The organism is Deltaproteobacteria bacterium, assembly GCA_019309045.1.
In the GTDB taxonomy this organism is placed as follows: domain Bacteria; phylum Desulfobacterota; class Syntrophobacteria; order BM002; family BM002; genus JAFDGZ01.
Genome location: JAFDGZ010000063.1, coordinates 1 through 23,399 on the forward strand (window position 1 = coordinate 1; position 23,399 = coordinate 23,399).

Annotated in this window: 22 protein-coding genes; 14 read left to right on the forward strand and 8 right to left on the reverse strand. The window is 54.4% G+C overall.

The features are described 5' to 3' along the window. Window positions 1–66 precede the first annotated feature (66 nt). The 5 genes from JRI89_12790 to JRI89_12810 form a co-directional block, all read right to left on the reverse strand. Window positions 67–528: a hypothetical protein gene (locus JRI89_12790; protein MBW2072113.1), complete on the reverse strand. Its 462-nt coding sequence runs from the start codon at window positions 526–528 to the stop codon at window positions 67–69. Between the two features lie 12 nt (window positions 529–540). Next, complete coding sequence (locus JRI89_12795) at window positions 541–1,665, reverse strand: sodium ion-translocating decarboxylase subunit beta (protein MBW2072114.1); 1,125 nt, start codon at window positions 1,663–1,665, stop codon at window positions 541–543. Window positions 1,666–1,696: 31 nt separating this feature from the next. Then, window positions 1,697–2,185: an OadG family protein gene (locus tag JRI89_12800; GenBank protein MBW2072115.1), complete on the reverse strand. Its 489-nt coding sequence runs from the start codon at window positions 2,183–2,185 to the stop codon at window positions 1,697–1,699. A 4-nt stretch (window positions 2,186–2,189) separates the two neighbouring features. Continuing rightward, window positions 2,190–2,636, reverse strand: a complete 447-nt coding sequence (locus JRI89_12805; protein MBW2072116.1) for a cyclic nucleotide-binding domain-containing protein — start codon at window positions 2,634–2,636, stop codon at window positions 2,190–2,192. A gap of 239 nt (window positions 2,637–2,875) precedes the next feature. Continuing rightward, the gene (locus JRI89_12810) at window positions 2,876–4,789 is read right to left on the reverse strand and encodes a molybdopterin-dependent oxidoreductase (GenBank protein MBW2072117.1); all 1,914 of its coding nucleotides are present in this window, start codon (window positions 4,787–4,789) and stop codon (window positions 2,876–2,878) included. A 280-nt stretch (window positions 4,790–5,069) separates the two neighbouring features. Between JRI89_12810 and JRI89_12815 the strand changes: the two genes are divergently transcribed. The 3 genes from JRI89_12815 to JRI89_12825 all read left to right on the forward strand — a co-directional run bounded on the left by JRI89_12815 (window position 5,070) and on the right by JRI89_12825 (window position 6,699). Next, complete coding sequence (locus JRI89_12815; GenBank protein ID MBW2072118.1) at window positions 5,070–5,483, forward strand: ACT domain-containing protein; 414 nt, start codon at window positions 5,070–5,072, stop codon at window positions 5,481–5,483. Between the two features lie 48 nt (window positions 5,484–5,531). After that, entirely contained in the window at window positions 5,532–5,945 is a 414-nt protein-coding gene (locus JRI89_12820; protein MBW2072119.1) for a gamma-glutamylcyclotransferase, read from the forward strand. A 262-nt stretch (window positions 5,946–6,207) separates the two neighbouring features. Continuing rightward, window positions 6,208–6,699 carry a zinc-ribbon domain-containing protein gene (locus tag JRI89_12825; protein ID MBW2072120.1) on the forward strand — a complete coding sequence of 164 codons (492 nt, stop codon included), beginning with the start codon at window positions 6,208–6,210 and terminating at the stop codon, window positions 6,697–6,699. 459 nt (window positions 6,700–7,158) lie between these two features. On the opposite strand, the gene JRI89_12830 is transcribed toward JRI89_12825, so the two are convergent. Next, entirely contained in the window at window positions 7,159–8,055 is an 897-nt protein-coding gene (locus tag JRI89_12830; GenBank protein ID MBW2072121.1) for a DMT family transporter, read from the reverse strand. A gap of 472 nt (window positions 8,056–8,527) precedes the next feature. On the opposite strand from JRI89_12830, the gene JRI89_12835 reads away from it, so the two are divergent. The 7 genes from JRI89_12835 (at window position 8,528) to JRI89_12865 (ending at window position 14,674) form a co-directional block, all read left to right on the forward strand. Then, the gene (locus JRI89_12835; GenBank protein MBW2072122.1) at window positions 8,528–9,292 is read left to right on the forward strand and encodes an ankyrin repeat domain-containing protein; all 765 of its coding nucleotides are present in this window, start codon (window positions 8,528–8,530) and stop codon (window positions 9,290–9,292) included. A 25-nt stretch (window positions 9,293–9,317) separates the two neighbouring features. Beyond that, window positions 9,318–9,992, forward strand: coding sequence for an HAD family phosphatase (locus JRI89_12840; GenBank protein ID MBW2072123.1), 675 nt, complete (start codon window positions 9,318–9,320; stop codon window positions 9,990–9,992). A 374-nt stretch (window positions 9,993–10,366) separates the two neighbouring features. Continuing rightward, complete coding sequence (locus JRI89_12845) at window positions 10,367–10,861, forward strand: hypothetical protein (GenBank protein MBW2072124.1); 495 nt, start codon at window positions 10,367–10,369, stop codon at window positions 10,859–10,861. Between the two features lie 319 nt (window positions 10,862–11,180). Then, window positions 11,181–12,830, forward strand: coding sequence for an NAD+ synthase (locus tag JRI89_12850; protein ID MBW2072125.1), 1,650 nt, complete (start codon window positions 11,181–11,183; stop codon window positions 12,828–12,830). Between the two features lie 276 nt (window positions 12,831–13,106). Next, window positions 13,107–14,144, forward strand: a complete 1,038-nt coding sequence (locus JRI89_12855) for a hypothetical protein (protein MBW2072126.1) — start codon at window positions 13,107–13,109, stop codon at window positions 14,142–14,144. A gap of 215 nt (window positions 14,145–14,359) precedes the next feature. Beyond that, window positions 14,360–14,461 carry a Fe-S cluster assembly protein HesB gene (locus tag JRI89_12860; GenBank protein ID MBW2072127.1) on the forward strand — a complete coding sequence of 34 codons (102 nt, stop codon included), beginning with the start codon at window positions 14,360–14,362 and terminating at the stop codon, window positions 14,459–14,461. Window positions 14,462–14,479: 18 nt separating this feature from the next. Next, window positions 14,480–14,674, forward strand: coding sequence for a hypothetical protein (locus JRI89_12865; GenBank protein ID MBW2072128.1), 195 nt, complete (start codon window positions 14,480–14,482; stop codon window positions 14,672–14,674). Window positions 14,675–14,908: 234 nt separating this feature from the next. Here JRI89_12865 and JRI89_12870 read toward each other — a convergent pair whose 3' ends face one another. Then, window positions 14,909–15,556: an XTP/dITP diphosphatase gene (locus JRI89_12870; GenBank protein ID MBW2072129.1), complete on the reverse strand. Its 648-nt coding sequence runs from the start codon at window positions 15,554–15,556 to the stop codon at window positions 14,909–14,911. Window positions 15,557–15,738: 182 nt separating this feature from the next. On the opposite strand from JRI89_12870, the gene JRI89_12875 reads away from it, so the two are divergent. The 4 genes from JRI89_12875 (at window position 15,739) to JRI89_12890 (ending at window position 22,599) form a co-directional block, all read left to right on the forward strand. After that, a complete protein-coding gene (locus tag JRI89_12875) occupies window positions 15,739–16,227 on the forward strand; it encodes a zinc ribbon domain-containing protein (GenBank protein ID MBW2072130.1) in 489 nt (162 codons plus the stop codon). A gap of 197 nt (window positions 16,228–16,424) precedes the next feature. Beyond that, window positions 16,425–17,150, forward strand: a complete 726-nt coding sequence (locus JRI89_12880) for a hypothetical protein (GenBank protein MBW2072131.1) — start codon at window positions 16,425–16,427, stop codon at window positions 17,148–17,150. A gap of 71 nt (window positions 17,151–17,221) precedes the next feature. Beyond that, window positions 17,222–21,928 (forward strand): hypothetical protein, encoded by a 4,707-nt coding sequence (locus JRI89_12885; GenBank protein ID MBW2072132.1) that lies wholly within the window; start codon window positions 17,222–17,224, stop codon window positions 21,926–21,928. 395 nt (window positions 21,929–22,323) lie between these two features. Further along, window positions 22,324–22,599: a hypothetical protein gene (locus JRI89_12890; protein ID MBW2072133.1), complete on the forward strand. Its 276-nt coding sequence runs from the start codon at window positions 22,324–22,326 to the stop codon at window positions 22,597–22,599. On the opposite strand, the gene JRI89_12895 is transcribed toward JRI89_12890, so the two are convergent. Further along, window positions 22,553–23,359 (reverse strand): hypothetical protein, encoded by an 807-nt coding sequence (locus JRI89_12895; GenBank protein ID MBW2072134.1) that lies wholly within the window; start codon window positions 23,357–23,359, stop codon window positions 22,553–22,555. The two genes, JRI89_12890 and JRI89_12895, sit on opposite strands and share 47 nt — an antisense overlap. Window positions 23,360–23,399: the final 40 nt, after the last annotated feature.

A 23,399-nucleotide genomic window follows, 5' to 3' on the forward strand; every position in this document is an offset into this window, starting at 1 on the left:
GAGACCGCCGGCTGCCCAGCAGGTGGCTCTCAGCTGGCGGCTGCGGGAGGCATATGAAGAGCAGGATCAGCGAGGTTGGTTCATTACCAGCACCTTGACCTCTTTTTCGAACACCACTTCCATCTTGGTGCTGCTGAGGACTTTGCGCACAAAGCCGAGGCCGAACACAGGATGGCGGAGTGATTCGCCCTCACTGTAGCCAGCGCTTTTCTGGTAAGAAAGAGGTTTTACCTGAGAGGACGCCTGCCGCCACCGCTGCCACTCGGCGAGCGGTTCTTTGGGAAGCGGCCGGCGGGCTGCCTCGAGCTTCAGCAGCACTCTTGCCTGCCGCTCGGTTGGCAGTGCTACCCGTTGCCGCTGCTGCAGGAGCGAAGACCGGTACTTGTGCTGACTGCCGCAGCGGGTACAGATGACCAGGTGCACCCTGCCGTCTACCATGGCCACTACACGGTGGATGGTTTCTTCCTTACAGCGGCTGCAGTTGGCGTCTATCTCTTCGCCCACAGCAGGCGATTTCCATGGTCGCATCTTCCGCCCCATTCAGCCCATAAAACTCCAGAGAACACCAGCAGCCAGGGCAGATCCTATGACTCCGGCGACGTTGGGAGCCATGGCATGCATCAACAGATAGTTGCTGGGATCTTCCTGGTTGCCCATTATCTGGACAACACGGGCCGAGTCCGGCACAGCAGACACCCCAGCAGCTCCGAGCAAGGGATTGATTTTGTCTCTGGAGACCAGATTCATCAGCTTGGCAAAAAGTACCCCCCCAGCAGTTGCCACCATGAAGGAGCAGGCGCCCAAGACAAAGATGCCAATGGACTTGGCAGTGAGGAAGACGTCCGCCTGGGTGGAGGCGCCCACAGTGAAACCGAGTATTATTGTCACTGTGTCTATGACAGCTGTGCGGGCCGTGCGAGCGAGTCTCTCGGTTACCAGGCATTCTTTGAGGAGATTGCCAAAGAATAGCATGCCCAGGAGCGGCAGTGCTGCGGGCGCCAGATAACAGCAAAGAAGGAAGCCCACAATGGGGAAAATAATTTTTTCTTGCTTGCTCACCTGACGTGGATCACTCATCTTGATCAGACGTTCATGACGAGTAGTGAGAAGCCGCATGACAGGGGGTTGAATCACCGGAACCAGGGCCATGTACGAATAGGCGGCAATGGCAATGGGACCAACGAGGTGTGGCGCAAGCTTAGCTGACAGAAAGATGGCAGTGGGCCCATCTGCCCCACCAATAATGCCGATGGAAGCTGCCTCTCTGGGAACAAAGCCCACGAAAAGAGCGCCGAGAAAGGTGCCAAATACTCCCAGTTGAGCTGCAGCTCCCAGCAACATGAGTTTGGGTCTGGCGAGCAGGGTGGAGAAATCAGTCATGGCGCCAATGCCGAGAAAGATGAGTGGAGGGTAGACTCCCTGGCGAACACCAAAATAAAGATAGTGGAGTACCGAACCTTTCTCGTAAATGCCGAGACCCAACCCCTTGAACACGGGGACATTGCCAACAAGGATGCCAAAGCCTATAGGTACCAGCAGCAGGGGTTCATAGTGCCTGGCGATGCCCAGATAGAGAAAGAGCAGACCGACGCCAATCATTATGAAGTGGCGATAGTCCGCCATGGCAAACCCGGTATTGTGCAGAAAAGTAAGGAGTAGGTCCATGGTTTGTCCCCCGAGAGCAGCTAATAATGACTCAAACGGGCTGGCCTGGTGGTGTAGTTTCAGTTGTGGCCTTTGCCTTTTCTGAGGAACTGCTCCAGCGGAATAGCCCATCTGCGCCAGCCAGGATCCTCCTGTTCAGGATAAGACGGTTGACGGTGGCATAGGGTCGGGCCAGGCCACGTTTTTCTGCTATATCGAGTAATTGTGGCAGCTTGAAAGGTTCGCCCAGCCTGGAGGTGATCAGACGCAAGGCTGCTTCGGCATTTCGCAGAGATTCGGCATCGATGCTCTGTTCTGCAAGGCTGAGGTCAGCCACGGCTTTTGCCTCCTTGACTCTGATGACCGTTTTTTTCAAACGATCGCTCAGGGGGGCACCAGCTCGGGCAGAGCACCACTTCAACAGATAGGGCAGCAAATAGATTACCAGAGTGAGAGTTGCCAGACCCGTGAAGACAATGGAAATTCCCAGGGCAGCAACTGACCAGCCATTTGCGCTGTTGATGGCAGAGAAACCACCCATAAAGCTACCTCCCGGAACTGATCCTTCGCTTTTCCTTTTCTGGCAACAGAGGCAGTCGTCTGCTCACTACCTCGGAAATCTTGCGCATGATCTTGGTGCCAAAGGTGACGTTGCTTCTCACCAGGCGCAGCAGCTCAGAGCCAGGGAAGGCAATGAAAGTGCAATCTGTGAGACATATGACCGAAGCCGTGTAATAGGAGGGGCTGATAAGTGCTGACCAGCCTACAACCCTGCCGGGCTGATGCAGGGTAATGGCCCGGCCATCCGGAAAGGCCACCATGAGATTGCCCTGTCGGAGCACGTAGAGGGTGCGGGCAGGCAGCCCGGCCTGAATGAGCACCTCACCCTCTGTGCAGTATTCTTCCGAGCCGATTCTGGCCAGAAGGCCGAGTTCACTGGCGTCTAGTTCCGCGAAAATACCGTAATCTTTGAGATCAGAGATCTGGACCAAGGCAACTCCTCGTAATGTTCACAAAAGAAAAAGATAGGTGGCCGGGCACAATAATGAACAGAGTGGTTGCCGAATAGCACCTCCTGCATATGGAGTGAAAAATTTATCACACCATAGTCAACAAGCCAAGGAGGAAGTGGCAACTCTGGCCCTGCCTCTGACAAATATCAGCCGAGCAGGTTGGAGTTGGAGGCCGGGGAGTAAGGTCGCCATCAAGCAGAGCCAAAGGAGGGCCTCGCCTAACCATTTTCCAGTCGTACATATTGGCTGTAGAAGGCTGCAGTTTCACCCAGGTCAGTCACGGTACTGCTGATCAACTGGTTGATGCCGCCTCCCAGCCTCATCCAGTCGCCGCGGCGATAGATGACCACCTGGGGGTGGAGTCCCTGGCGAAATTTCAGCGTTACCCTCAAGCGACCCAGAGGAGAGACCAGGTAAAGCGGCCTGCTGGTATCGACTCCTGCCAGGGCAGGAGAATCAGGAGCGAGCCAGATCGTCGGGGGAAGACGGTGTTCCTCGGGCAAAATCTGGGAGTGAATGAAGTGGCGGCGCACCAGACTGAGCAGCTGCAGGGGAAATTCTTCAGGCGCTGCCGGTTCATGGTGAAGCTCAGTGGGTAGGTGGTAGCGGCCGTCAGGGTGGGAAAAACCAGTGTCAGCAAAGGCGATGTGGGGGTGCATTGCCCTGGCGTAGCCGGTGCGGCGCAATTCTTCCAGAGTGGTGTCGAGATAAGGCGACTGGAGCGCCCTGCGGATAAAATCTTCGGCATCGGGCAGGTGCACAGGAGGATCCAGTCTGGCACCCAGGCGAGAGAGAATCCAGTAGTCGCTGCGCACTGTCTCTGGCGGTTTGACTACTGGCCGGGCATAGTTGACGTAGTTGTGAAGAAACGAGCCCACCACGTCTTCCTTTTCGAAGACAAGAGCACACGGCAGCACCAGATCCGCCAGTGCTGCAGTGTCAGTCATGAAACTGTCCACCACCACAGAAAAATCTGTAGCAGCGAAGGCCTTGGCAAGGAGACCCGATTCAGGGGCCTGGTTGATGATGTTGCAGCCATTCACCCAGATCATGCGTACGGCAGGGTTTGTGGCTGCCAGGATTTCCCGGCCGAGCCGGGGCAGAAGCAGTGTTCTGGGCGAAGAGTCTGTGGCGGAAGTGAGAAAATCCAGATTGAAGTTGCGGCTCGAGGAGATATTGAAATAGCTGCCACCTCCAGAGATGCCGATGTTGCCGCTGAGAAATGCCAGGGCATTGATGAAACGGACATTTTCGCCCCCAAATCGGTGCCGCTGCAAACCCCAGCCGAGCAGTGTAGCGGTTGGCTCGCTATTCTGGTAGAAGGAGTAGACTTGCTCCACATCCTGCAGTTCCACGCCGCAGCAGGCAGCGAGCTGGGCAGCTGACTGTTGCAGAATCAAGGAGCGGAAGAGCTGCCAGTTTCTGCTGCGGCTGGGCAAGCGCTGGCCAATCTTTTGGCGGTCGAAGAGCAGGCGGATTACTGCAGCGGCCAGGAAGCGGTCAGTACCGGGTCGGAGGCGCACCATGAAATCGGAGAAGACCCGGTTGCCGTCTCCGCCGGGGGATATGGTGAGCACTCTGGCGCCGCGCTGACGAGCTCGGCGCACGAGCGCAGCCAGGTGGATAGAACTTCGACTGAGATCCTTGCCCCAGTTGACTATGCTGTGTGCATTGACCAGGTCGGTGACATCATTGCTGTCGAGTGAGCCAAAGTCAGCCAGGCAGGCTGCGATGCCGGCATCATCACAGAGAGAGCCTCTCACTGAGCTGGCGCCCAGTCTGTTGAAGAAGAATTTGCTGGCCAGACTCAAAAGACCCTTGTCGCCAAAACCATAGACGTGCAGAATGGACTGAGGCTGCTGCCGCAGTTCTTGCAGGTGCTCTGCACAGAGGTCCAGGGCGTGCTGCCAGCTGATGGGACGATGGCCACTGCCCTGGCGAAGCAGCGGCGTCAGGATCCTGCTGGGGCTTGTCAGCCTGCGAAGGTAGCGTTTGATCTTGGCGCAGGTAAACCCTGCAGTTACAGGATGTCTGGGGTTGCCCCTGATATGAAGAGCGCCTGTGCTGCTTCGGCGCACCAGCAGAGAACAGGAATCAGGGCAGTCGAGGGTGCAAGCAGTTACTGTTTCCATGGCATGTTTGCTCCCAGGTGGCGTCCCTGTTGCCGACGGCAGCCCTCCAGCAATGTCCTGAATAAGTACGATCCACAGGGTGCAGGAAAATCGGCTGAAATCCGGCGCTGCTGTTCAGGATCTGTGGGCTGCCCATGAGATGGCCTGTTATCATAGCAGTGCCGGGGCTCATGTTCAAAGAGGAAAAAAAGAGCTGCCGGGGAAATAGGCCAGCATGTATGAATCTGAAGCAGTATATTGCCGCCGAAAGGGGAAACTGATGAAATGTAGTGCGGCAGAGATGAAGTTCACTATTTCCTTATTTCCCGAGATTTATGCCATTTGCAGACTGCCTGCTGGCAGCGAGGTTCCATGCTGGGTCTCTGGCAGGGAGTTTCTCTCTGTGACCCACACTGAAGAAGAGCTTTCTATTGTCTGCCAGCAAGACAAAGTGCCCCCAGAGATCGAATGTGAAAGAGGCTGGCGCTGTTTGAAGATAGAAGCGCACCTGGATTTTGCTCTGCTCGGTGTTCTGGCCTCTCTGACAACGGCACTGGCCGGCAGGGGCATCAGCGTCTTCGTGGTTTCTACCTTTCAGACGGACTATCTGCTGGTGCGAGACAGGCAGGCGGACAGGGCCGTGGCTGTTTTGACCGGGTTGGGGCATGATCTGGTTGAGAATAAGCAATATTGCCCTGCCAGTGATGGACGTTGATTGCCACTGCTGGCGGCAGAGACTGAGGCTGCTGAGCAGCAGGCAGGAGTGAATATGAATGTTTTTGCCTACGGCTCGTTGATGTTTTCGCAAGTGTGGCAGAAAGTGGTAGGGAATGCCTATGCCAGAGAAGTAGCCTGGCTGTATGGCTACGAGAGGCGAAGGATACGAGGGCAGAGCTATCCCACAATCATTGCTGCCCCAGCGGCAAGCGTCGTCAAAGGGCTGCTCTACCTCCAGGTGAGCCAGGAAGATCTGCAGAAATTGGACACGTTCGAAGGCGAATACTATCGCAGGGGCAGGGTTCACTGTGTGGTGCGAAATGGCAGCAAGATTCCTGCGGTCGTTTATCTGTTCAAAAAGCAGTATGCACTGCTGGTCGAACACGAACTGTGGGATGCTGCCTGGTTTTGCCAGCAGGACCTGGCGCGCTTTCTGGTCGAATACGAGGGTCTTTTATAGTTCGCTGCACAATCGTTTCCTTGCCGAAATGTGCTGCACTATTTTTGGTTGGAGCTCCAGCGACATTAATCAGAAAAAATGAAAGGGAGCAGCCATAATTTGCCTGATTTTCCCCTGAAGCCAGGAGTTCGAGCGCAGCAAGATTGATGGGGCTGCTGTTGGGACGAATCTTGCATTCTCATGCATGCCGTGGCCGGGCCACTGATATGAGGTGCACGCGTCTGGACCTGGCCGTTGTCGAACTGTTGGCATAGAGGAGGAAATGATGCAGATCTATTGCACACGGTGCAACAGAGTCGTGGGGCGAATTCCTGACAGCAGGATACCAGCGCAGGGCGGCAAAGTTGCCTGTCCAAGCTGTCAGGGAACAATCCAGGTGAGGCCAGCAAACCCGGTGCAGCAGGTGGCGGCAAGCCACCCTGCCGGAGGACAGACTGAACGTCGAGACAACAGCCCAGCAGAGCAGCCGGTCGACTCCAGCCTAGCTCTCGAGGTGACCTGGGCGCGGGCTTTGAAGATCTGGTGGAGCTATGCCTGGCGCTGTCTGTTGTTTTCCCTGGCGGCTGCCTTTGCTTTGGGGTTTGTCGGCGGCCTGCTGCTGGCTCTGGTGGGTCTGGCTGAACTGGGGCCCATTGTGGGCAGAGTCCTCGGGAATCTGGCAGGAATCATGGTCTCGATAATTGTTCTAAAAGTCGTTTTGCAAAAGCGCTTCCAGGACTTCACTATAAAGCTCGTGCCTGCCGGCAAACAGTAGGAAGAAAAGATGAAAAGGGAGAGCGCCAGACAGCAATGCAACCCAGGCCGCTGTCAGGCAGAGATGTGAGCCGGTAGTGTGAGTGGTTGATGGCAAGATGAAAGTGCACAAGACAACCAGTATGGTCACCCGGGCGTCACAGGGCTTTGCAGGCATGGCAAGGTGTTGGCAGCTGCAGGCTTTAGCCCGGGTTGTGCTGTATTGATATCTATTTCGGCAAGAAATTGCCCATGGCGCCATTGTAATACTGGCCGCAGCTCAGCCTCCAAGGTTAGCCGCCAGCAGTCGGCCAGTGAAAGGGGTGCACTTTCATCTTGCCATCAACCTGTGATGTATGGAATGGACGAATGCTTTGCCAGCATGTGCTCTGGCAGGGCGGCAGTGGCCGCTCATGGTCCTGTGCGGCCTGTAGCAGCCGGTGCAGCAGTCAATCTCGCGGGCTGCAGGTTCGGACAAGACTCAAGTGCCAGCAGCAGATTGGTCCTGGCTGAGAAAGACGCCCAGAAAGATCAACAGCATGGCCAGGTATTGTTGAAAGGTAAGCTTTTCGTCCAGTATAAGCCAGCTAAGCCAGCTGAACAGTATGGTAAAGGCGGGAATCAGGTTGACAAAAGCTGATGCCTGACTGGCCGGAACTCGGCTGACGCCAAAGTTATAGAGTGCGTAAGCCCCGAAAGTGACGAAAGCGCCAAGATAAACCATGGCCAGCAGGGCAGTGGGAGCCACTTGCGAAGGCAGGGTCGTTGAGGGTAGAAACAGCAGAGGCAGATAAAAGAGGCAGCCTGCCAGTGTTTGCACGGCTGTAAGAAAAAATGGCGACAGGGTGGCTGTCAGCCGCTTCAAGGTCACAATGTAGCCGGTGGCGCATACCATTGCCATGAATTCGAGAAAATTTCCCAGGACCGGATGGGGCGCGCTCTCCGAGATTTCGGCTGTGAGGCTCAACCAGCAGGAGCCAAGGATGGCAATGACAAAACCGGTGATATTTCTCCTGCCAAGCCGTTCTTTCAGGAAAAAATGAGCGGCAACAGCCACCAGCAGCGGCAGCATGGCAGCGATTATACTCGCCTGAGAAGCGGCCGTGTATTCAAGAGCCTTTGCCTCGAAGAGAAAGTACAGGCATGGTTCACAGAGGGCCATGAAGAGTATCAGTCGCAGTTGGCCTTTTTCATAGTGAACAGGTCTGAGCTTTCTGGCGAAAAATGAAAAGCAGACAACTGCGATTGCCATGCGGCCGAAAATGACCACTATGGGATCATAACTGCGAAAGGCGATTTTCAGGGCGACAAAGGAGCCTGCCCAGAGAATCATGGCTGAAAGCAGGGCCATATATGAAAGCCACGCAGACCTGCTCATTTTGAGAGGAATAGCACACCCCCGCGGGCACATGGTGTATGTTGGCCAAAAAAGTTATTCATATCATGCTTGCCGGGAGAACTGAAGAACAGTGATGAGCCGACAGGCATATTTTATGAATTGCCGCCCAAAGATGACGGGTTCTGCGGGCTGAGACCGCCATTTCTGGCATCTTGGTGAACTGTTAAGATTGGCACCTGCTGACAGGTTTGCCGCCAGGAGGTGGGGGGCGCCACAGCCAGCACATGCGCGCTGGCAATGTTGCGCTGAGGCTCCACCATGAAGCTTGCCTGCCGGGCTGCCTCTGGGAGCCAGGTGGTGCCAGCGATTGACAGGCAATGGCTCGGCGGAAGGCAGTGCGGCGGCCAGCGCTTAAAGTGCTGGAGAAAGAGTATATTTTTAGGCAGATTCGGGCATTCGGGGAATTGCTGCTCGGGCTGACAATTCCCACAGAGGAATGCGGGAGGCTGGTATGAGAAGACTAACCTCTGTCATGGCGAGCACAGTTATACTGCTGATGATTGTGTTGCAAGGTGGCCTGTGGGCTGCTGGCAGAGATCTCTCCCGGGAGTTGATGCAGGCTGTTGAAGAAGGAGACCTCAATCAGGTGCGCTTGTTGCTCCAGAAGCAAGCGCCAGTAAATGCCAGGAATGATTCTGGTTGGACTCCGTTGATGAAGGCAGCATACAATGGCGACACAGCCATTGTCCGGGAACTCCTGGCGCGGGGCGCGCAGGTGAACATCAAAGGGAAGGCTGGCTGGACCGCTTTGATGCAGGCCGCCCAGTTTGGTCACCTCGAGATTGTCCAGATGTTGCTGAACAAAGGGGCGCAAGTGAATGCGAGCAGCACCAATGGCTCCACTGCCCTGATGGTTGCGGCCAGCAATGGGCACATTGCGGTGATCAAAACGCTTCTCAACCACGGGGCCATTGCCGACTCCAGGGACCGACTGGGCAGGACAGCGCTTCTGTTGGCTGCCAGTGACGGCTATGCCAGGGTGGTGGAAGAACTGCTCGCCCGTGGAAGTGAGGTGAACGCTCAGGAAGTCTCTGGTAAAAGTGCCTTGATACTTGCTGCTTGCTATGGTCAGAAAGCAGTGGTGGGGGTTCTGCTCTCCCACTGTGCAGATGTCGCCCTGCGCGACTCGCAGGGCAAGTCTGCTATAGACTATGCTCGGCAGCAGCACCATGTGGCCATAGCAAAAATGATCGCTGCGGCGAAGCCCTGCCCATAAACTGACAGGAGGCACACCTTTCTGGTTGTTAGATCACGTGAGCAAGAAAAGACTCGCACTGGCATTGTTTGACATCGACGGGACCCTGCGCAGGGTACGTGATCCCTGGGTTCAGCTGCACCAGTATCTCGGAGTGCACCAGCAGGCCGAAGGCCTTGTAGAGCTCTGGCAGAGGCGGGAAATCAGCTATGAAGAGTGGGCTCGGCTCGATGCCTCTTTGTGGCGAGGATACAGCCGACAGACTATGGCAGCCGCCCTCCAAGAGAACCCTCTCCGCAAGGGGGCCAGGGAACTGATAGCCTGGTTCAGGGCAAAATCCATTCCCTGTGTGGCCATCAGCACAGGACTGTCCGTATTCAACGACATAACAGCACGTGACCTGGGTCTGGCAGAGGTAATAAGCAACGAACTGCACTTTGACGGCGGCGTCTGTACAGGCCGCATAATAGTCAAGGTTGGCGAAGACAACAAGGGTGCCGTGATGCGCGAAATTCTGGCTCGCTACCGGGTAGGGACAGAACAGGTGGTAGCCTTCGGAGATGGCAGAGCTGACATCCCTGTGCTGGCTGCTGCAGGGCTGGGTGTTGCTGTGTGTCCATACGCGGATGAGGTTGCCAGGTGCGCAGACCACGTGGTGGCAAGCGAGCCAATAGACTCGGCTCTAGAGGTGGTGCAGAATCACTTTCACATTCCCGGGTGAACCCGGCTAGCAGTGCTTGGATAAAATCAGCTGCCAAATTCATGGCGACACTCAGGGATGGTGGCGCCGACAGCTTTGGCTGCGGCAGTTGCTGCTTGACACCGAGCAGTGGTGGTCCCAGAGGGGCTAGATGGCGGTCGTCTCCTGTGTACTGGTCTGTTCCGGGGCCAGGAAATTCCGGCTTGAGGAGAAATTTGGCCGCCGCGAGGTCTCGAGGGGTGACCTGGAGAGGAAACAAGGGTAGAATTGAAGGACTGAAGCAGGCAGAAAATGCTGCTGCCATTTTCTCTAGGGTGACAAGCAAGAGGGATGTGCGGAACAGAGGGCTGGCGGACCAGCAGAAAAAAGAGCATTCTGTTAGAGGGAGGGAAAAAATGAGCAGATGGCTGCCATGCGTGCTGGGTGCTCTGGTTGGGGCGTTGTTTCTCGGAGTGATGGCAATGAACCCGTGCTACGGCCAGGATAAGCCGAAGGACATGGGAGGCTGGCAAAAGGGCAGTGCCTATAATAAACTCTACATTGCCAGTGAGCGTGACCGGATCAAAGGAAAGGTGGTGGATATCACAGAAGTGGTTCCCCTGCCGGGAATGTCTCCCGGTGTTGCCTTGCTTGTCAAAGATCCTTCGGGTGATGTCATAACCGTGCATCTGGGCCCCAGGTGGTATATTGACCCGAAGGCAATGGGCATCAAGAAAAATGACAAAGTCAAAGTCAAGGGTGTCTGGGCTGAGATAAATGAGGAGGACATCTTCATTGCTTCCAAAGTGAAAAAGGGAGAATATTTTCAGTTCAAGGTGCGCCTGACCAAAGACGGTACGCCGCTATGGACCATGAGTGAGGAGGAGCAGGCCAGGGCCAGATCTGATTAGGCGGGCTGGGGCTGGGGAGAGTAGCCCGCTCATGAAAAGAAAAGAACGGCAGGTGACAGAGCCGGCAAGCATCGTGGCAATAATAACGACAGCCACAGTGGGCAGACTCGGACTTGCAGAAGAGAACAAACCATAAATTGTACCTCTCTGCTTTGGTTGCCAGGACGGCATGCTCTGGTTTCACTGCTCAGGAGTATTCCTATCCCGAGAATCCAGTCAACAGGGTCGTGGCTAACCCATAGACAAAGAAAAGCCTGACAGCAAGACTGGCAGGATATTATGTTCTCTTTTTTTGAATAAAGGCAAAAAAACAGCGCACATGAAAGTCGCATTGGCCCAATTGAACCCGATCATCGGCGATATCGAAGGCAACTTGGCCAGAATTGTGGAGGTGCTGCAAGAGTGTGGCAAATACAGACCCGATCTGGTAGTTTTTACTGAACTTTTTCTGGTGGGCTACCCTCCGCGGGATCTTCTGGAGAACCATTCGTTCATTGGCAAGACCCGAGAAGCCCTTGATCGTCTGCGGGAATGGTCCAGAAAGTGGCCGGCCACCGGTATACTCCTGGGGACCCCCTGGCCCAGCGAGGTGGCCGTGGGCAAGGGGCTGCATAATTCTGCGCTGCTTCTTTATCAGGGGCGGATTGTTTTTTGTCAACACAAAGCCCTGCTGCCCACCTACGACGTCTTTGACGAGGCCAGATATTTCGATGCAAGCAGAGAAAGTGAGGTAATCTCTTTCAAGGATGAGACTCTGGGCATATCTATCTGTGAAGATGCCTGGAATGATCCTGTGCTATGGAAGCGGTGCCCTTACGATTATGACCCCATCACTGCGCTTGCTGATAAGGGAGCGACTATTATCGTCAACATTGCCGCCTCACCCTTTCACAGGGGCAAGGAGACGATCAGGTACGAAATCGCCCGCAGCCATGCGTGTCGACATGGCATTCCCTTTGTCTTTGTAAATCAGGTGGGAGCGAATGATGAGCTCATATTTGACGGCAGAAGTCTGTGTGTGGACGGTGCAGGCAGGGTGATAGCAGTACTGCCGAGCTTCGAGGAAAAGGTGGAGATTGTCAGCCTGGAGCCGGCAGAGTCTGCTGGAAGGTATCAGCCAGAGGAGGAGATTGCTACCGTATACAAGGCACTGGTTCTGGGTATCTGCGATTATATGCGAAAGTGCGGTTTTCGCAAAGCCATTCTCGGGCTCTCTGGGGGCATCGATTCAGCTGTCACCTGCTGTCTTGCAACCGAGGCCCTGGGCCGAGAAAATGTCATAGCCGTTTCCATGCCTGGCCCCTACTCTTCCCGGGGCAGTATGGTTGACGCTGCGAAACTGGCCAGGAATCTTGGGATCGCTCTGAAAACTGTACCCATAACCTCGATCTATCAAGCATATCTTGCCTCTCTGCAGGAGCACTTCCAGGAGAAAGAAGCAGATATCACCGAGGAGAACATCCAGGCAAGAATAAGAGGGAACGTACTGATGGCCCTGTCCAACAAATTTGGCTACCTTGTGCTATCCACTGGCAACAAGAGCGAACTGGCAGTTGGCTACTGTACACTTTATGGGGACATGAGCGGCGGACTGAGTGTGATCTCCGATGTGCCCAAGACAATGGTCTACGAACTGGCTGCTTTTATAAACAGGCATTCAGAGGTGATACCCGAGGAAATTCTGCGCAAACCTCCCTCTGCAGAACTTCGGCAAGACCAGACGGACCAGGATACCCTGCCCCCCTATGACTTGCTGGACGCGGTTCTTCACTATTATGTGGACGAGGGCTATTCTCTTGAGGAAATTGTGGCGTTGAACTTTGATCGTGAGACAGTGCACTGGATAATCAGGTCGGTAGACAGAAATGAATACAAGCGGCGGCAATCTCCGCCAGGTCTCAAAGTTACCAGCAAGGCTTTTGGCATGGGGAGAAGAATGCCTATTGCCGCCCGTTTCAACGCCATGTGAGCCGTATGGAAGACCAGCAGAGTCAACAGGAACAGCCTGTATGAGGCTGCTATTGAACTATCGGCAATTGTTTGTTGCAGACAGATTCCCGGAGGTGGTATGAGCTTTGCATTTCAACTCCATGTTGACTTGTTGCAAGTGGGGTTGCTTGCTGGAGTTTGTGTCAAAGAAAAATAGTCCATTGAGAGAAATGGTTTCAAGAACCCCGGGCGCCTCAACGAGTTTTTCCCATTGGCAAATGGTGAATAGAGAGCAAGGGATAGCGTGAGCTGAGCAATGTCTGATATCCAGCTAAAATTGCGGCGCTTCTTCGTACATGACTTGCGGCGCAATCCAATCCTCGGCCTTTATCTTGTGGTTGGTGGCATTGTTGTCGGCTACCTCTGCTATTTTCTGGTGCTGATGGCCAGAGATTTGAGCAGCGGCGCCAACAGGACGCAGGTGGCCAGCGTAGCAAAAGAACGTCCAGGCAAAGCAGAGGCTGGCGTAAATAGGAGAAAGAGCCAGGCTGAAGCCAGATCTTCCCGAAAGAAGGCAGAGGGCAGGGAGGAGAAAGCCCAATCTACTGCGGTAGGGCCGTCCGGACAGCAGGTGGCAGCAGTTCGCCCCAATTCTAAAGAGGCCGTGGCAAGACTGCCGGCAGCTGGAGTGGACACCAGCAATTGGCGGAGGTTCGATTTTCCCGACTCCTCCCACATCACTTACCCGCCTGACTGGCAAGAGAGTGACATTCCGTCCCAGGAGAAGATGCTGTACGGCATTCGTTTCAAAGTGCCGCACATGGATGCCAGCATCCAGCTGTACAGCCGGAGCAAGGACATGGCAGACGACCTTGCCCGGACGCTGCAATTGACCATGCGTCAGAGCGGCGGGCAGAATATTGCGTCAAGACAGCGAGAAATTAATAATTTTGTAGTGACTGAAATCGAAGGCACCCTGGCAGACAAGCACATGGTGATTTCTATATTTGACCAGAACCCAAAGAGCTATTTTATTGCCAGCCTCATTGCAGTTGAGCCGCAGTACAAGGAATTGAAGAAATACTATGATGCTTTACTTGCGAGCTACTCTTTTGGCAAAAAGGGTACGGCGGTCTCCCTCGAGGACATAGAGCAGAGTATTCGCCAGGGAATCCAGAAGCAGAAGGAAAGCCTCATTGGCAAGATGGTTGAGATCACTCTGGACAGCGGTAAGAAGCAAAAAGGTGTAGTAATTGCGGAAGACAGCACCTCCTATGTGCTGGAAAATTATCGGTTTGGTGGCCGCTACAGTTTCACGGTAGAAAAAGAGCATATCATCAAGATCAGTCACTGATTTTTTCCCGAAGAGCCTGCGCAGGAAAGTGGCGGTCAGGCAGGATCCAGGCCCTGCTTTTCTCACAGGATGTTTTGCTGGAATCTTGCCGAACCCCAGGCCCAGAAAAAAGCTGTCTCCACTGCGGGAAATGCTTGACAGTGGCGCCCTGGTCGCTTAATTTAGCATGTTGACGCTGTGATATGCAGATACCTTGTAGTGAAGGAGGGATTTTGATGCTTGAGGTTACTGAGAAGGCTGGAGAAAAGTTGAAAGAATACATGCAGGAGCGCAATATCACTTCGGCGATTCGAATTTTTGTCTCTCAAGTGGGTTGAGGTGGGCCATCCCTTGGCATGGCTCTGGATGAGCCTAGAGAGAACGATGAGACTTTTGAAGTGAATGGAATTACTTACCTGGTGGATACCAGGCTGCTCGAGCAGGCCAAGCCAATAAAGGTTGATTTTGTCGAAGATCTTTACCAGGCTGGCTTTTCCATCAGTTCAAACCTTGCAGCCGCAAGCAATTGTGGCGGCTCTTGCAGTTGTTGATACGAAGGAGGAAAAAAGAGGCTGACAGGTTTTCCCGCTTCTTGAAAGTTTGGGTTGATCACAGCCGCCTCTTCTGGGGATGCCCTGGAAGGCCAGAACAAAGAAAATAGATAAGAGTATGGACAGTGAAGCGGGTTGTGCTGGCAGAACCCGCTTTATTTTTTGCTGGATAACAACAGCAGAGGCTAATCTGCAAGAGCAGGCGGCCTTCAACAGGTTGGTCTCTGAGCCTTCCTAGGAAAGCTCGGGCCAGACCCAGTTGGCCTCTGCAAGACGCTGGCGCAGCCACACCAGAACCTTGTCGAACTCATTAGCCAACTCCTGCAGCGCCAGGCCGCGATGGCTTATGCGGTTTTTTTCCTCGGTGGTGAGCTGGGCAAAGGTCTTGCGGAGCGGCGGATAATAGAAAAGAGGGTCATAGCCGAAGCCTTGGCTGCCCACTGGCTCGGTGGTAATAGATCCCTGGCAGCGGCCCTCGTAAATGAGGGCCGGCCCCCAGGGAACAGCAATGGCAATTACGCAGACGAAAGAGGCCGCCCGGTTGTCAACTCCGGTGAGCTCGGCGAGGAGCTTGGCATTGTTTTCTTCGTCTGTGGCATTCTCCCCGGCAAAGCGAGCTGATTTCACTCCGGGCAACCCGCCCAGGGCATCCACCATCAGGCCGGAGTCGTCTGCCAGGGCTGGCAGGCCGAGCACTTTGGCTACAAAGCGGGCTTTCTTGACAGCGTTGTCTTCGAAGGTTTGCCCATCCTCCACCACTTCTGGGATTGGGCCGAAATCAGTGAGATTTTTGATAGTTATCGGAAATTTAGCCAGAATAGATCTGATCTCTTCTGTTTTGCCAGCGTTTCGTGTGGCAAGAACAAGGGGCAGTTTTGTCATTGCACTACCTCTGCGATAAAGCGGCCGACTATGATAGCAGCACCTTTATCATCATGATCTGTCAGGAGTCAACGGTTCATTGCCCTCTGTGCGCGTTGACTTTTTCGGACAAATTCTTTACCAAGGAACAGGTGGTTGTTTTTTATGGGCTAACTCTATTCGTCGTATCTGGGGGAGAAACCATGCCGATCTATGAATTTTACTGTTCACGCTGTCACATGTTGTTCAATTTCTATTCCCGGCGCATCAATACCGAAGCACGACCGTTGTGTCCCAAATGTGAGACTACGAGGCTTAGCCGGCAGATGTCGCGTTTTGCTGTGCTGCGGGGTCTCAAGGAAGAAGACGACAGCGGCCTGCCTGACATTGACGACAGCAAACTGGAAAAGGCAATGGCGGCACTGGCGCATGAGGCAGAGCACATGAACGAAGATGACCCGAGACAGGCTGCCCAACTCATGCGCAAGCTCACGGATATGACCGGATTGGAGCTCGGCGCCGGCATGCAGGAAGCACTACGGCGGATGGAAGCCGGTGAAGATCCTGAACAGATAGAAGAAGAACTCGGTGACATTCTGGAGGAAGAAGATCCTTTTGCAGTTCAGGGGCGCAAAGCGGTGACACCCAGGAGGCGGCCGCCGCAAAAGGATGAGACGCTCTATGAACTATGAGATGTCAGGGGCCTTCAGAGAACACTGCTGCAGGCGGCTGGACTGGCAATGGTTTCCCGAAACAAGGCAGCCGTGCGGCGGCAGCCTGGACTTGCTTGTCGCTGCGCGGCGGCGCTGTTCATGCTCAGTGGCTGTGGAAGCGCCCAGGGGAGGCAGGGAGCGGCAGTGAAGCAGCCATCAACTGACCGCAAATGGACATGGCGAGCCCGGTTGCAAAGCAGGCGGCTTATCAGGTGCAGAAAAGCCCGGAGGGTGCGTCCTCGACAGAAAGGATAGAGTTGGCTGCATTGAGCCTCTACAATGAGCAGCAGATGGAAGCCTTTGTCATGGTGCGGCACTATATGGCGGCTCTTTCTGCTGCTGAGGAAACAAGGCTGCGTCGAAGGATACGAAACTACCTCCGCTTTCGGAAGGCGGTCAGGACTTTCCAGGAGGAGCATCTGGCAGATCTTTGCCAGCAGAAGTGTTTTGTCAGCCACACAAGTGCCTGCTGCGGCAGAGAGGGCATCATTACTTTTTTTGCTGACGTGGTGCTGAACGTCCTGGTGTCGACCGAAAAAGAAATCGATGCTTTGCTCGCCGCCCTGCAGAGTGACAGGGGCGGACCGAACTGCGTCTACTTGACGTCTGCTGGCTGTCTGTGGCGCTTGAAGCCTGTGATCTGTGAGATGTTCCTCTGTGAGGAGGCAAGAAGGCACCTTGCCCAGGGCAACGGAGAGCTTGCCCGCTGGTGGGCAAGATTGAAACGCCAGGAGAAGTACTACACCTGGCCGACCAGGCCTGTGCTTTTCGACATGCTGGAAAGCCTGTTTATAGAGGCTGGCTATGAAAGCCCGCTCATGTACTTTCATCAGAGCCCGGGGCTTCTGCGGCTGAAATCCCGGCGCAGCAGCAAGGCAGCAAAGCAGTCGGCTGTGCGCTAGAATCGTGTGTTATAATTGGACAGATTTGACCTTGCAGGGCCTGGAGGCCAGGGCCACAGGGCGACCAAGTCATGACTGAAGCCAGCAAACAGCGATCTTCTCGAGCGGCAGCCACCGGTCAGCTGCCGTCGGGAATTCGTTCTTCTCTTACTTCTTACCAGTTCATTGCTCCCAGGGACTACGATTCTCTGGGCATCGACGCCCGGGATGTGCCAGTGGGCACCTTTGTGGCCAGAGATCATCCGCCCTTTCTTGCCAGTCGATTCGGCGGCAATGCCTATGGTTTCGGCATTGTGGAGCATGGGGAGAAACTGAGCACCAGTGAACTGGAATTTCTTGAAAAGGTGGATTTCAGGAATGCTGCTGCCCTGAGACACCATTATAAGAAAATCAACAGCATCTACCGCAAACTTGGCCTTCTCATACGATTGAGCAGCAAGGGGGAGCAATATTTTCTCATTCCCATCAATTGGGTGAGTCACTCTCTGGAAGATATCCGGGACACAGTGGACGAAATCGAGCGCGTACTCAACGAGGAAATCAGCGCCAGCATGCGGGAGCACCTGACTATTGGCTTGCTGGCGCCGTCCAGGGACCTCCTGGTACACGAAATCACTGCGCGGATGTCTGCCAGAAAGATCCTCATATTAGATTCTCTGAAAAAACTTCGCCAGGGGAAGAAACTGTGCGATGTGGTGATCGTTCCCAAAGATCTCAATGATCTGCTCATCTCCCTGAATATCAAGAGGCTGGATGGGGGACCCCTGCCAAAACAGAATACTACCAAGTACGGCACCTACATAGCAGGAAAGATCTACGATCTGCTGGTGGAGGACGGTCTGCTCCTGATTGTGGCCCCTAAACCGTTTCCCAGGGCGAACAAAGAGGTCTGGCTCGAATTCAAGAGCGAGGAAGACCTGCACAATTTTCTACTCTTCACGCATGCCTACAGGTCGAGGAAAAGGTATCGTGGCGCCAGCGGCACTGTCCAACGCGTACATCTGGATGATTTCTATAGCTATCTCAGCGGTATCTTTGTCTATGGTGAAGACCTTCGCAGGTTAGCTGCTGACAAGGATCCGCAGCAGCTAACCCTGTCGGAAATCGATGCGATGCCGCATCTTGACCTGAAGGTATCGAGAGTTGCTGACACTGATGGAGAGAGCCGCTGGCAGAAGGTGGCGGGACCATATTTTACGACGCTCGCCTGCTACAGCAAGCTCACTGCCTCGGTCAGGGAGAACTGGCAGGAAAAGTATATTATAGAAGATGATTTTCCGGAAAACATTGTCGTCTACTTCGGCCGCAAGAGAGAGGCCTCCATACGTCTGCAACAGTTAGAGCAGCAGGAAAGAGCCAAAGGCATGGCTGGCTGCTCTTTGAAGCTGCTGGCTGAATACCGGGATACGTTTACCTATTTGCTGGCCGTGCTCGAAGTGTTGATCAGGCTGCGCGATAGAGATTTTCCCCTATTGTCAGAGCTCGATCTAAATAGACTGCACAATCCCTTTGCCGCTCCTAGAAACCGTTACAAGGCTTTCAAACATATAAAGCAGTTGCTCCACAAGGTGAAAACTCTGCGACGACTAGAGGGGATGCTCAATCCTGACGGTGTTGAAGGAGAACACACCAGAGTGCTGCAAAACCTGGAAAAACTAGAGCTGCTGGGAATGCCGCCTGCACTGTTGCGAGAAATCTACCTTATTGTGGTTGGCCACACAACTATGGGGCGGATTACTTTCGGCAAACTTCCAGAAAAGACGCTCAAGTCGATTACTGACCAGGTGAAAACTCACGGGCTCGAGGAAATCGTTGATCTGCTAAGAGTCGTTCGCCTGATGAGTATGGCTGAAATTGCTGCTGCCCTAGGCGAGAGGCTCACCAAGGAGCAGGGGCAAGAGCTGTTCAACCTCTATGATGAGGCCATCCGGGTGACGGCTAATCCGCAAATGGAATGGGATACCCTTCACGATCAGCAGGTTGGCGCCCTGGGCGGAGCTCAAAGTGTAGCAATACGGCAAATGCTCAAAATGTTCAATCTTTTCGAATACGTGGACAGCTGGCCCGAATTGAGACGCAAGGGGCCGTTCCAAAAAGAAGCCATGGCAGGCTACGATCCAGCCAGGCTGGAGCAAATAGAGCAGGTCCTGGAACTGGTAAGGATTGCCGACAGCTTCAAGAGACGTTTTTATGGTCGAAAGGCGTTCAGTCGGCCATATTTTTTCAGGAAGCTTCTCAACTGCCAGTTCCACGGTACTGGCCATCTGCTGCCCCTGCTGGGAACGCGCGCCGGCTTCATACTGCTGTGGATCACCATCAATGGTTCGCCGGCAAATATCATCAATTTCAACCCTCTTGTACGCTATGAGCTGCAAGACAATAGAGATCGCCTCGGCAAGGTACGTACAGCCCTCGAGACACTAGATTTCGAGCATCTCCATTTAGACTATCTCGCTGGCGTCAAGAAGGAGCTCGGGCAGGGCACGGTTGTTTACATTTCTGACAGCGGGCTGCAGTTGCAATATAATCAAGCAGGCCGGGATACGGAGGTCAACTTCGTTGACGTCCATGAAAATGTGGCCAGACTGAAGTCAGTGCTGACTTCCATCAAACAGAGCGGGCTCAATGAGATTTCTCCTGTTGATCTGAGGGAGATGAATCTGCTGTTCAGGGAGACAACGAGCTATTATGAACATCTGCGAGCCCTGGAATCTCGCCGTTCAGGCAATAACGATCTCCTGGAGAAACAGCTGAGAACTATTGAAGGACTTACAGATGAACTGCAAGAGATCTTCTTGAGCAGCCTCTTTAACCCTGAAAATCTCTATGACAATTTGCATGTTCTCCAGGAGCATTGTCCTGCCATAGGGGCCTACCTGTTGCCCACATTCTGGCAGCTATACCGCATAGGCACCAGCCAACAGATTTATGCAGGTGAGACGATCCCTGGCTATGTGCTGCGGTGTCTGAAGAAGTTTCAAGCCCTGGTACGCAAGGACAGGGATTCTTTGCAGGACAGCGAGCTTTTTTACAAACTGGCCCAGCAGCAATTTGGCCCCATGACAGGGGACGCCATTGGCCTCAGCAATGCGCAGATCGATGCGCTGGAAGATATTGTGGAACGATTCTCTACCGAGCCAGATCTCTTGCAGGCTCTGGCCGTGGCGCTGGTGTTGCAAGAAGTGGGCAAGCTGGCCCTGTATCTGGAAGACTACAGGGAATGGTCGAACAGAGTATCGCACGCCGAGGCAGGGGCCGACATCCTCAGAAAGGGAGATGTTCTCGAATCACTGGCTATCAGCGGCAGAGTGCGGCAGTTGACTATATTTCTCATTGAATACCACGGTCTCATTGGCCAGGTGATTCGGGGCGAGATCTCGCCTCTAGGGTTGGAGGCGGTCACCTCGCCGGGAGATGAGCTGCTCTTCGAAGCCTTTTTCCTCCATTCTGTCCTCGCTGCTGCAGCCTATAGAGAAGGTGTGCTGGTGGAAGATGTGCTCGACCGCTTTCAACGATTGCGGCAGGCAGGCTTGCAGGTGCTGCGAGGAGAGCTCAGCTGGAAATCCTATGTGGAGCACCTGATTGAACTGAAGGGGCGGACGCTGCTCACCGCAGCCGCCCAAAGTGAATTTAGCGACAGCCGTCTTTTTGCTTTGCCGCACTGGCTGCAGCTGCCAGATGATGAGGCCGGCAGGCGCACAAAGGGTGAAGATGTGGCAGCTGTGGAGCGTCTCTTTCGTATGGTAGGGCTTGCAGATGTTCATTTTATCGATGTGCAGATGCATTCTCTGGGCATGCCACTCAACTTCATTTACCACAAGAAGGGTCTGAAGACCACGGGACTGCGGAAGTTCGAAAGCGAACTCGGCCTTGCTGTGAAGGTATGCCAGGAGCTTGCTGCCCTCGGAGATGATTGCCGCCGGGGTTTGCTGCAGAAGCTCAGTCCCGGCCAGGATCTGCTGCGGATCTTTGGCTTCGAATACCTCTCCGGTCATCTGGAAGTTCGAGCCTGGCTCAAGCTTCTCATAATTTGTCTGCAGGCCATTGACAGGTATATGAAGAGGCCGCCCCATGTGCTCAACTTCCAGGAACTGAATCTGACCATTGACTTTCGGCACCAATTGCTCAGCGAGGAGCTCAACAGGCTGAGCCTGGAGAAGCTTCTGAGTGATGGCCGCCTGGTGGCCAGACTGAGGTCTGCCAAGACAGGGCTCATTCTGCGCTGCGATACAGAGCAGTCGGTGGTAACGGTCTTGTTCAAGGACCGCCTGGGCGTTGACAGAGTGCTGGCAAGACTGGCAGCTAGCAGAGATGCAGGGAGTCTCAAGAAACTGTACCACCGGGAACTCAAGAAACTCAGGAACATCGGCTACTTTACCGAGGACTATCAGAGGATGCTTAGCAGCACTTTTCATCAGCGCCTGCAGGAAATCGTAGCCCTGGCAATCAACGAAACCAGCGAAAAAATGGAGCAACAACAGGATTTTGTCAGCCTGGAGAAGCTTTTCAAGAAGCTCCTCAGGTTGGTGGAGGAAAACGGCTTCTCGGATGAACAGGCCCAGCTGGTGCGGGATATGTATGAGTTTCATCTGGACCGGTTGAGAAACAAGAGGTTGGAAGCACTGTATGGTAAGATCGACTGCTGCCAGTCGAAAGCGGACCTTTTCGCGCTGTGGCAGGAGAGCAAAGCTGAATTCATTCGCGATCGCCAGTACCTGGGCAGGGAATTCGAGAGGCTGGTCACAGAAAGATTCGATGAACGGTTCGCCTCCCTGTGAAATCGGCAGCAGATCTTTGGAATCAATCATTACTGATTCTGCCTTCAACTACCAATTCACGGGCAATTAGGCGGTATCCTGGCAACAAGTTAGCAGCCGAAGGCTTCAGCCAGCGCTGTCAATCCTGACCACCGATTCTTCCCTGGAAAATTTCCTAGAGGGCATCCTCAAGGTTGCATCAGCCATTATGCGTACCGACTGTCAATAAGCAACAATTGTAGTCAATTCCCTCGATTCCTCCGACGAGCCGTTTTTGGCTTCTGTTTATGTGCTCAACTAAATTATTAAAGAGCATCCCGGTATTCTCCAGAAGACGCAAGGACCGGGAGAGCGTGGAGCGGTTCGTTGCCGCGCTCGCGCCGGGCGATGTCGTCATATCGGGCGGTTGCCGGGGTGTGGATACCTGGGCCGTGGCTGCCGCGAGGGCCAGGGGTCTGGAGACCGTGGAACACCTGCCCGAGCTGAAAAACTGTCGCCGCCGGTGGGAGTACGCCGAAGCCTACTACGCCAGAAACAGGCTGATAGCGGATGGTTGCGACGTGCTCGTCGCCTTTGTTTCTGAAGACCGGAAGGGCGGCACGGAAAACGCCATAAGCCACGCCAGAAAGCTCGGCAAAAAGGTCGTCATAATGACTCCTCCCCCACCTCCTCCTCGTAGATCCAGACGATAGGAAGAACGAACCTTTCTTTGCCCAAAGCCGCGGCGCACTGCTCGATGGTGGTACCTGAGGTGGCCACGTCGTCTGCGAGTATGCAGGGCATAGCCGGGACGCCTTCCCTAAGGCTGACCTCTCCTCTTTCGGCAAAATGGCGGGGATGGCTGGACCGCTTTCTCGGGCGCTTCCTAAAGGCCTGAAAGAATTCGAGGCCAAGCTCGGCTGCCAGTCTTTCTGCGATCTCCGTGGCGAAGTGCTTGCCCGACCGTTTGCTCGAGGGCGGCGCCGTCACAAACGAGCCCGCCGGGTTCCGGACGAGTTGCAAAACCACCTCGGCCAACTCCCGGGCAATGGCGTCGAGCAGTTCTGGTTCGCAGCGTTTTTTCGCTTCCTTGAGCTTCTCGAGGTCTTCCTTCTTGGTACCTGCACGCCACTTCCTCACGCTCAGGAACCGGACGCTTCGCTTCTTGTTGAGCGTCGGCCGATAGACCAGATTGCCTAGCGGGCTCTCATTGCCGGTCCTGTCGCTTGAAGTTACTGGAGCCGAATCCCCACCAGGTGACGCACCGTTTCCAGCGCCCCTCCAGATTGAAAGCTCCTCCGGGTTCATCCCGGTGAGGGTGAGATCGATCTCCAGCTTTTCCAGTGAGGTGATCTCCAGGCGCAAGGCGTCTTCCAGCCAGCCGGTTGTGGCCGCCGCATTGTCGGCGATGCGAAAAGCACGCAGTTGCTCATCTGTCAAATGCTCGGCATTTACCGTCGGCACGAGCTTCATTCCCAGCTTCCGGGCCGCCAGCAGGCGACCTTCGCCGGCT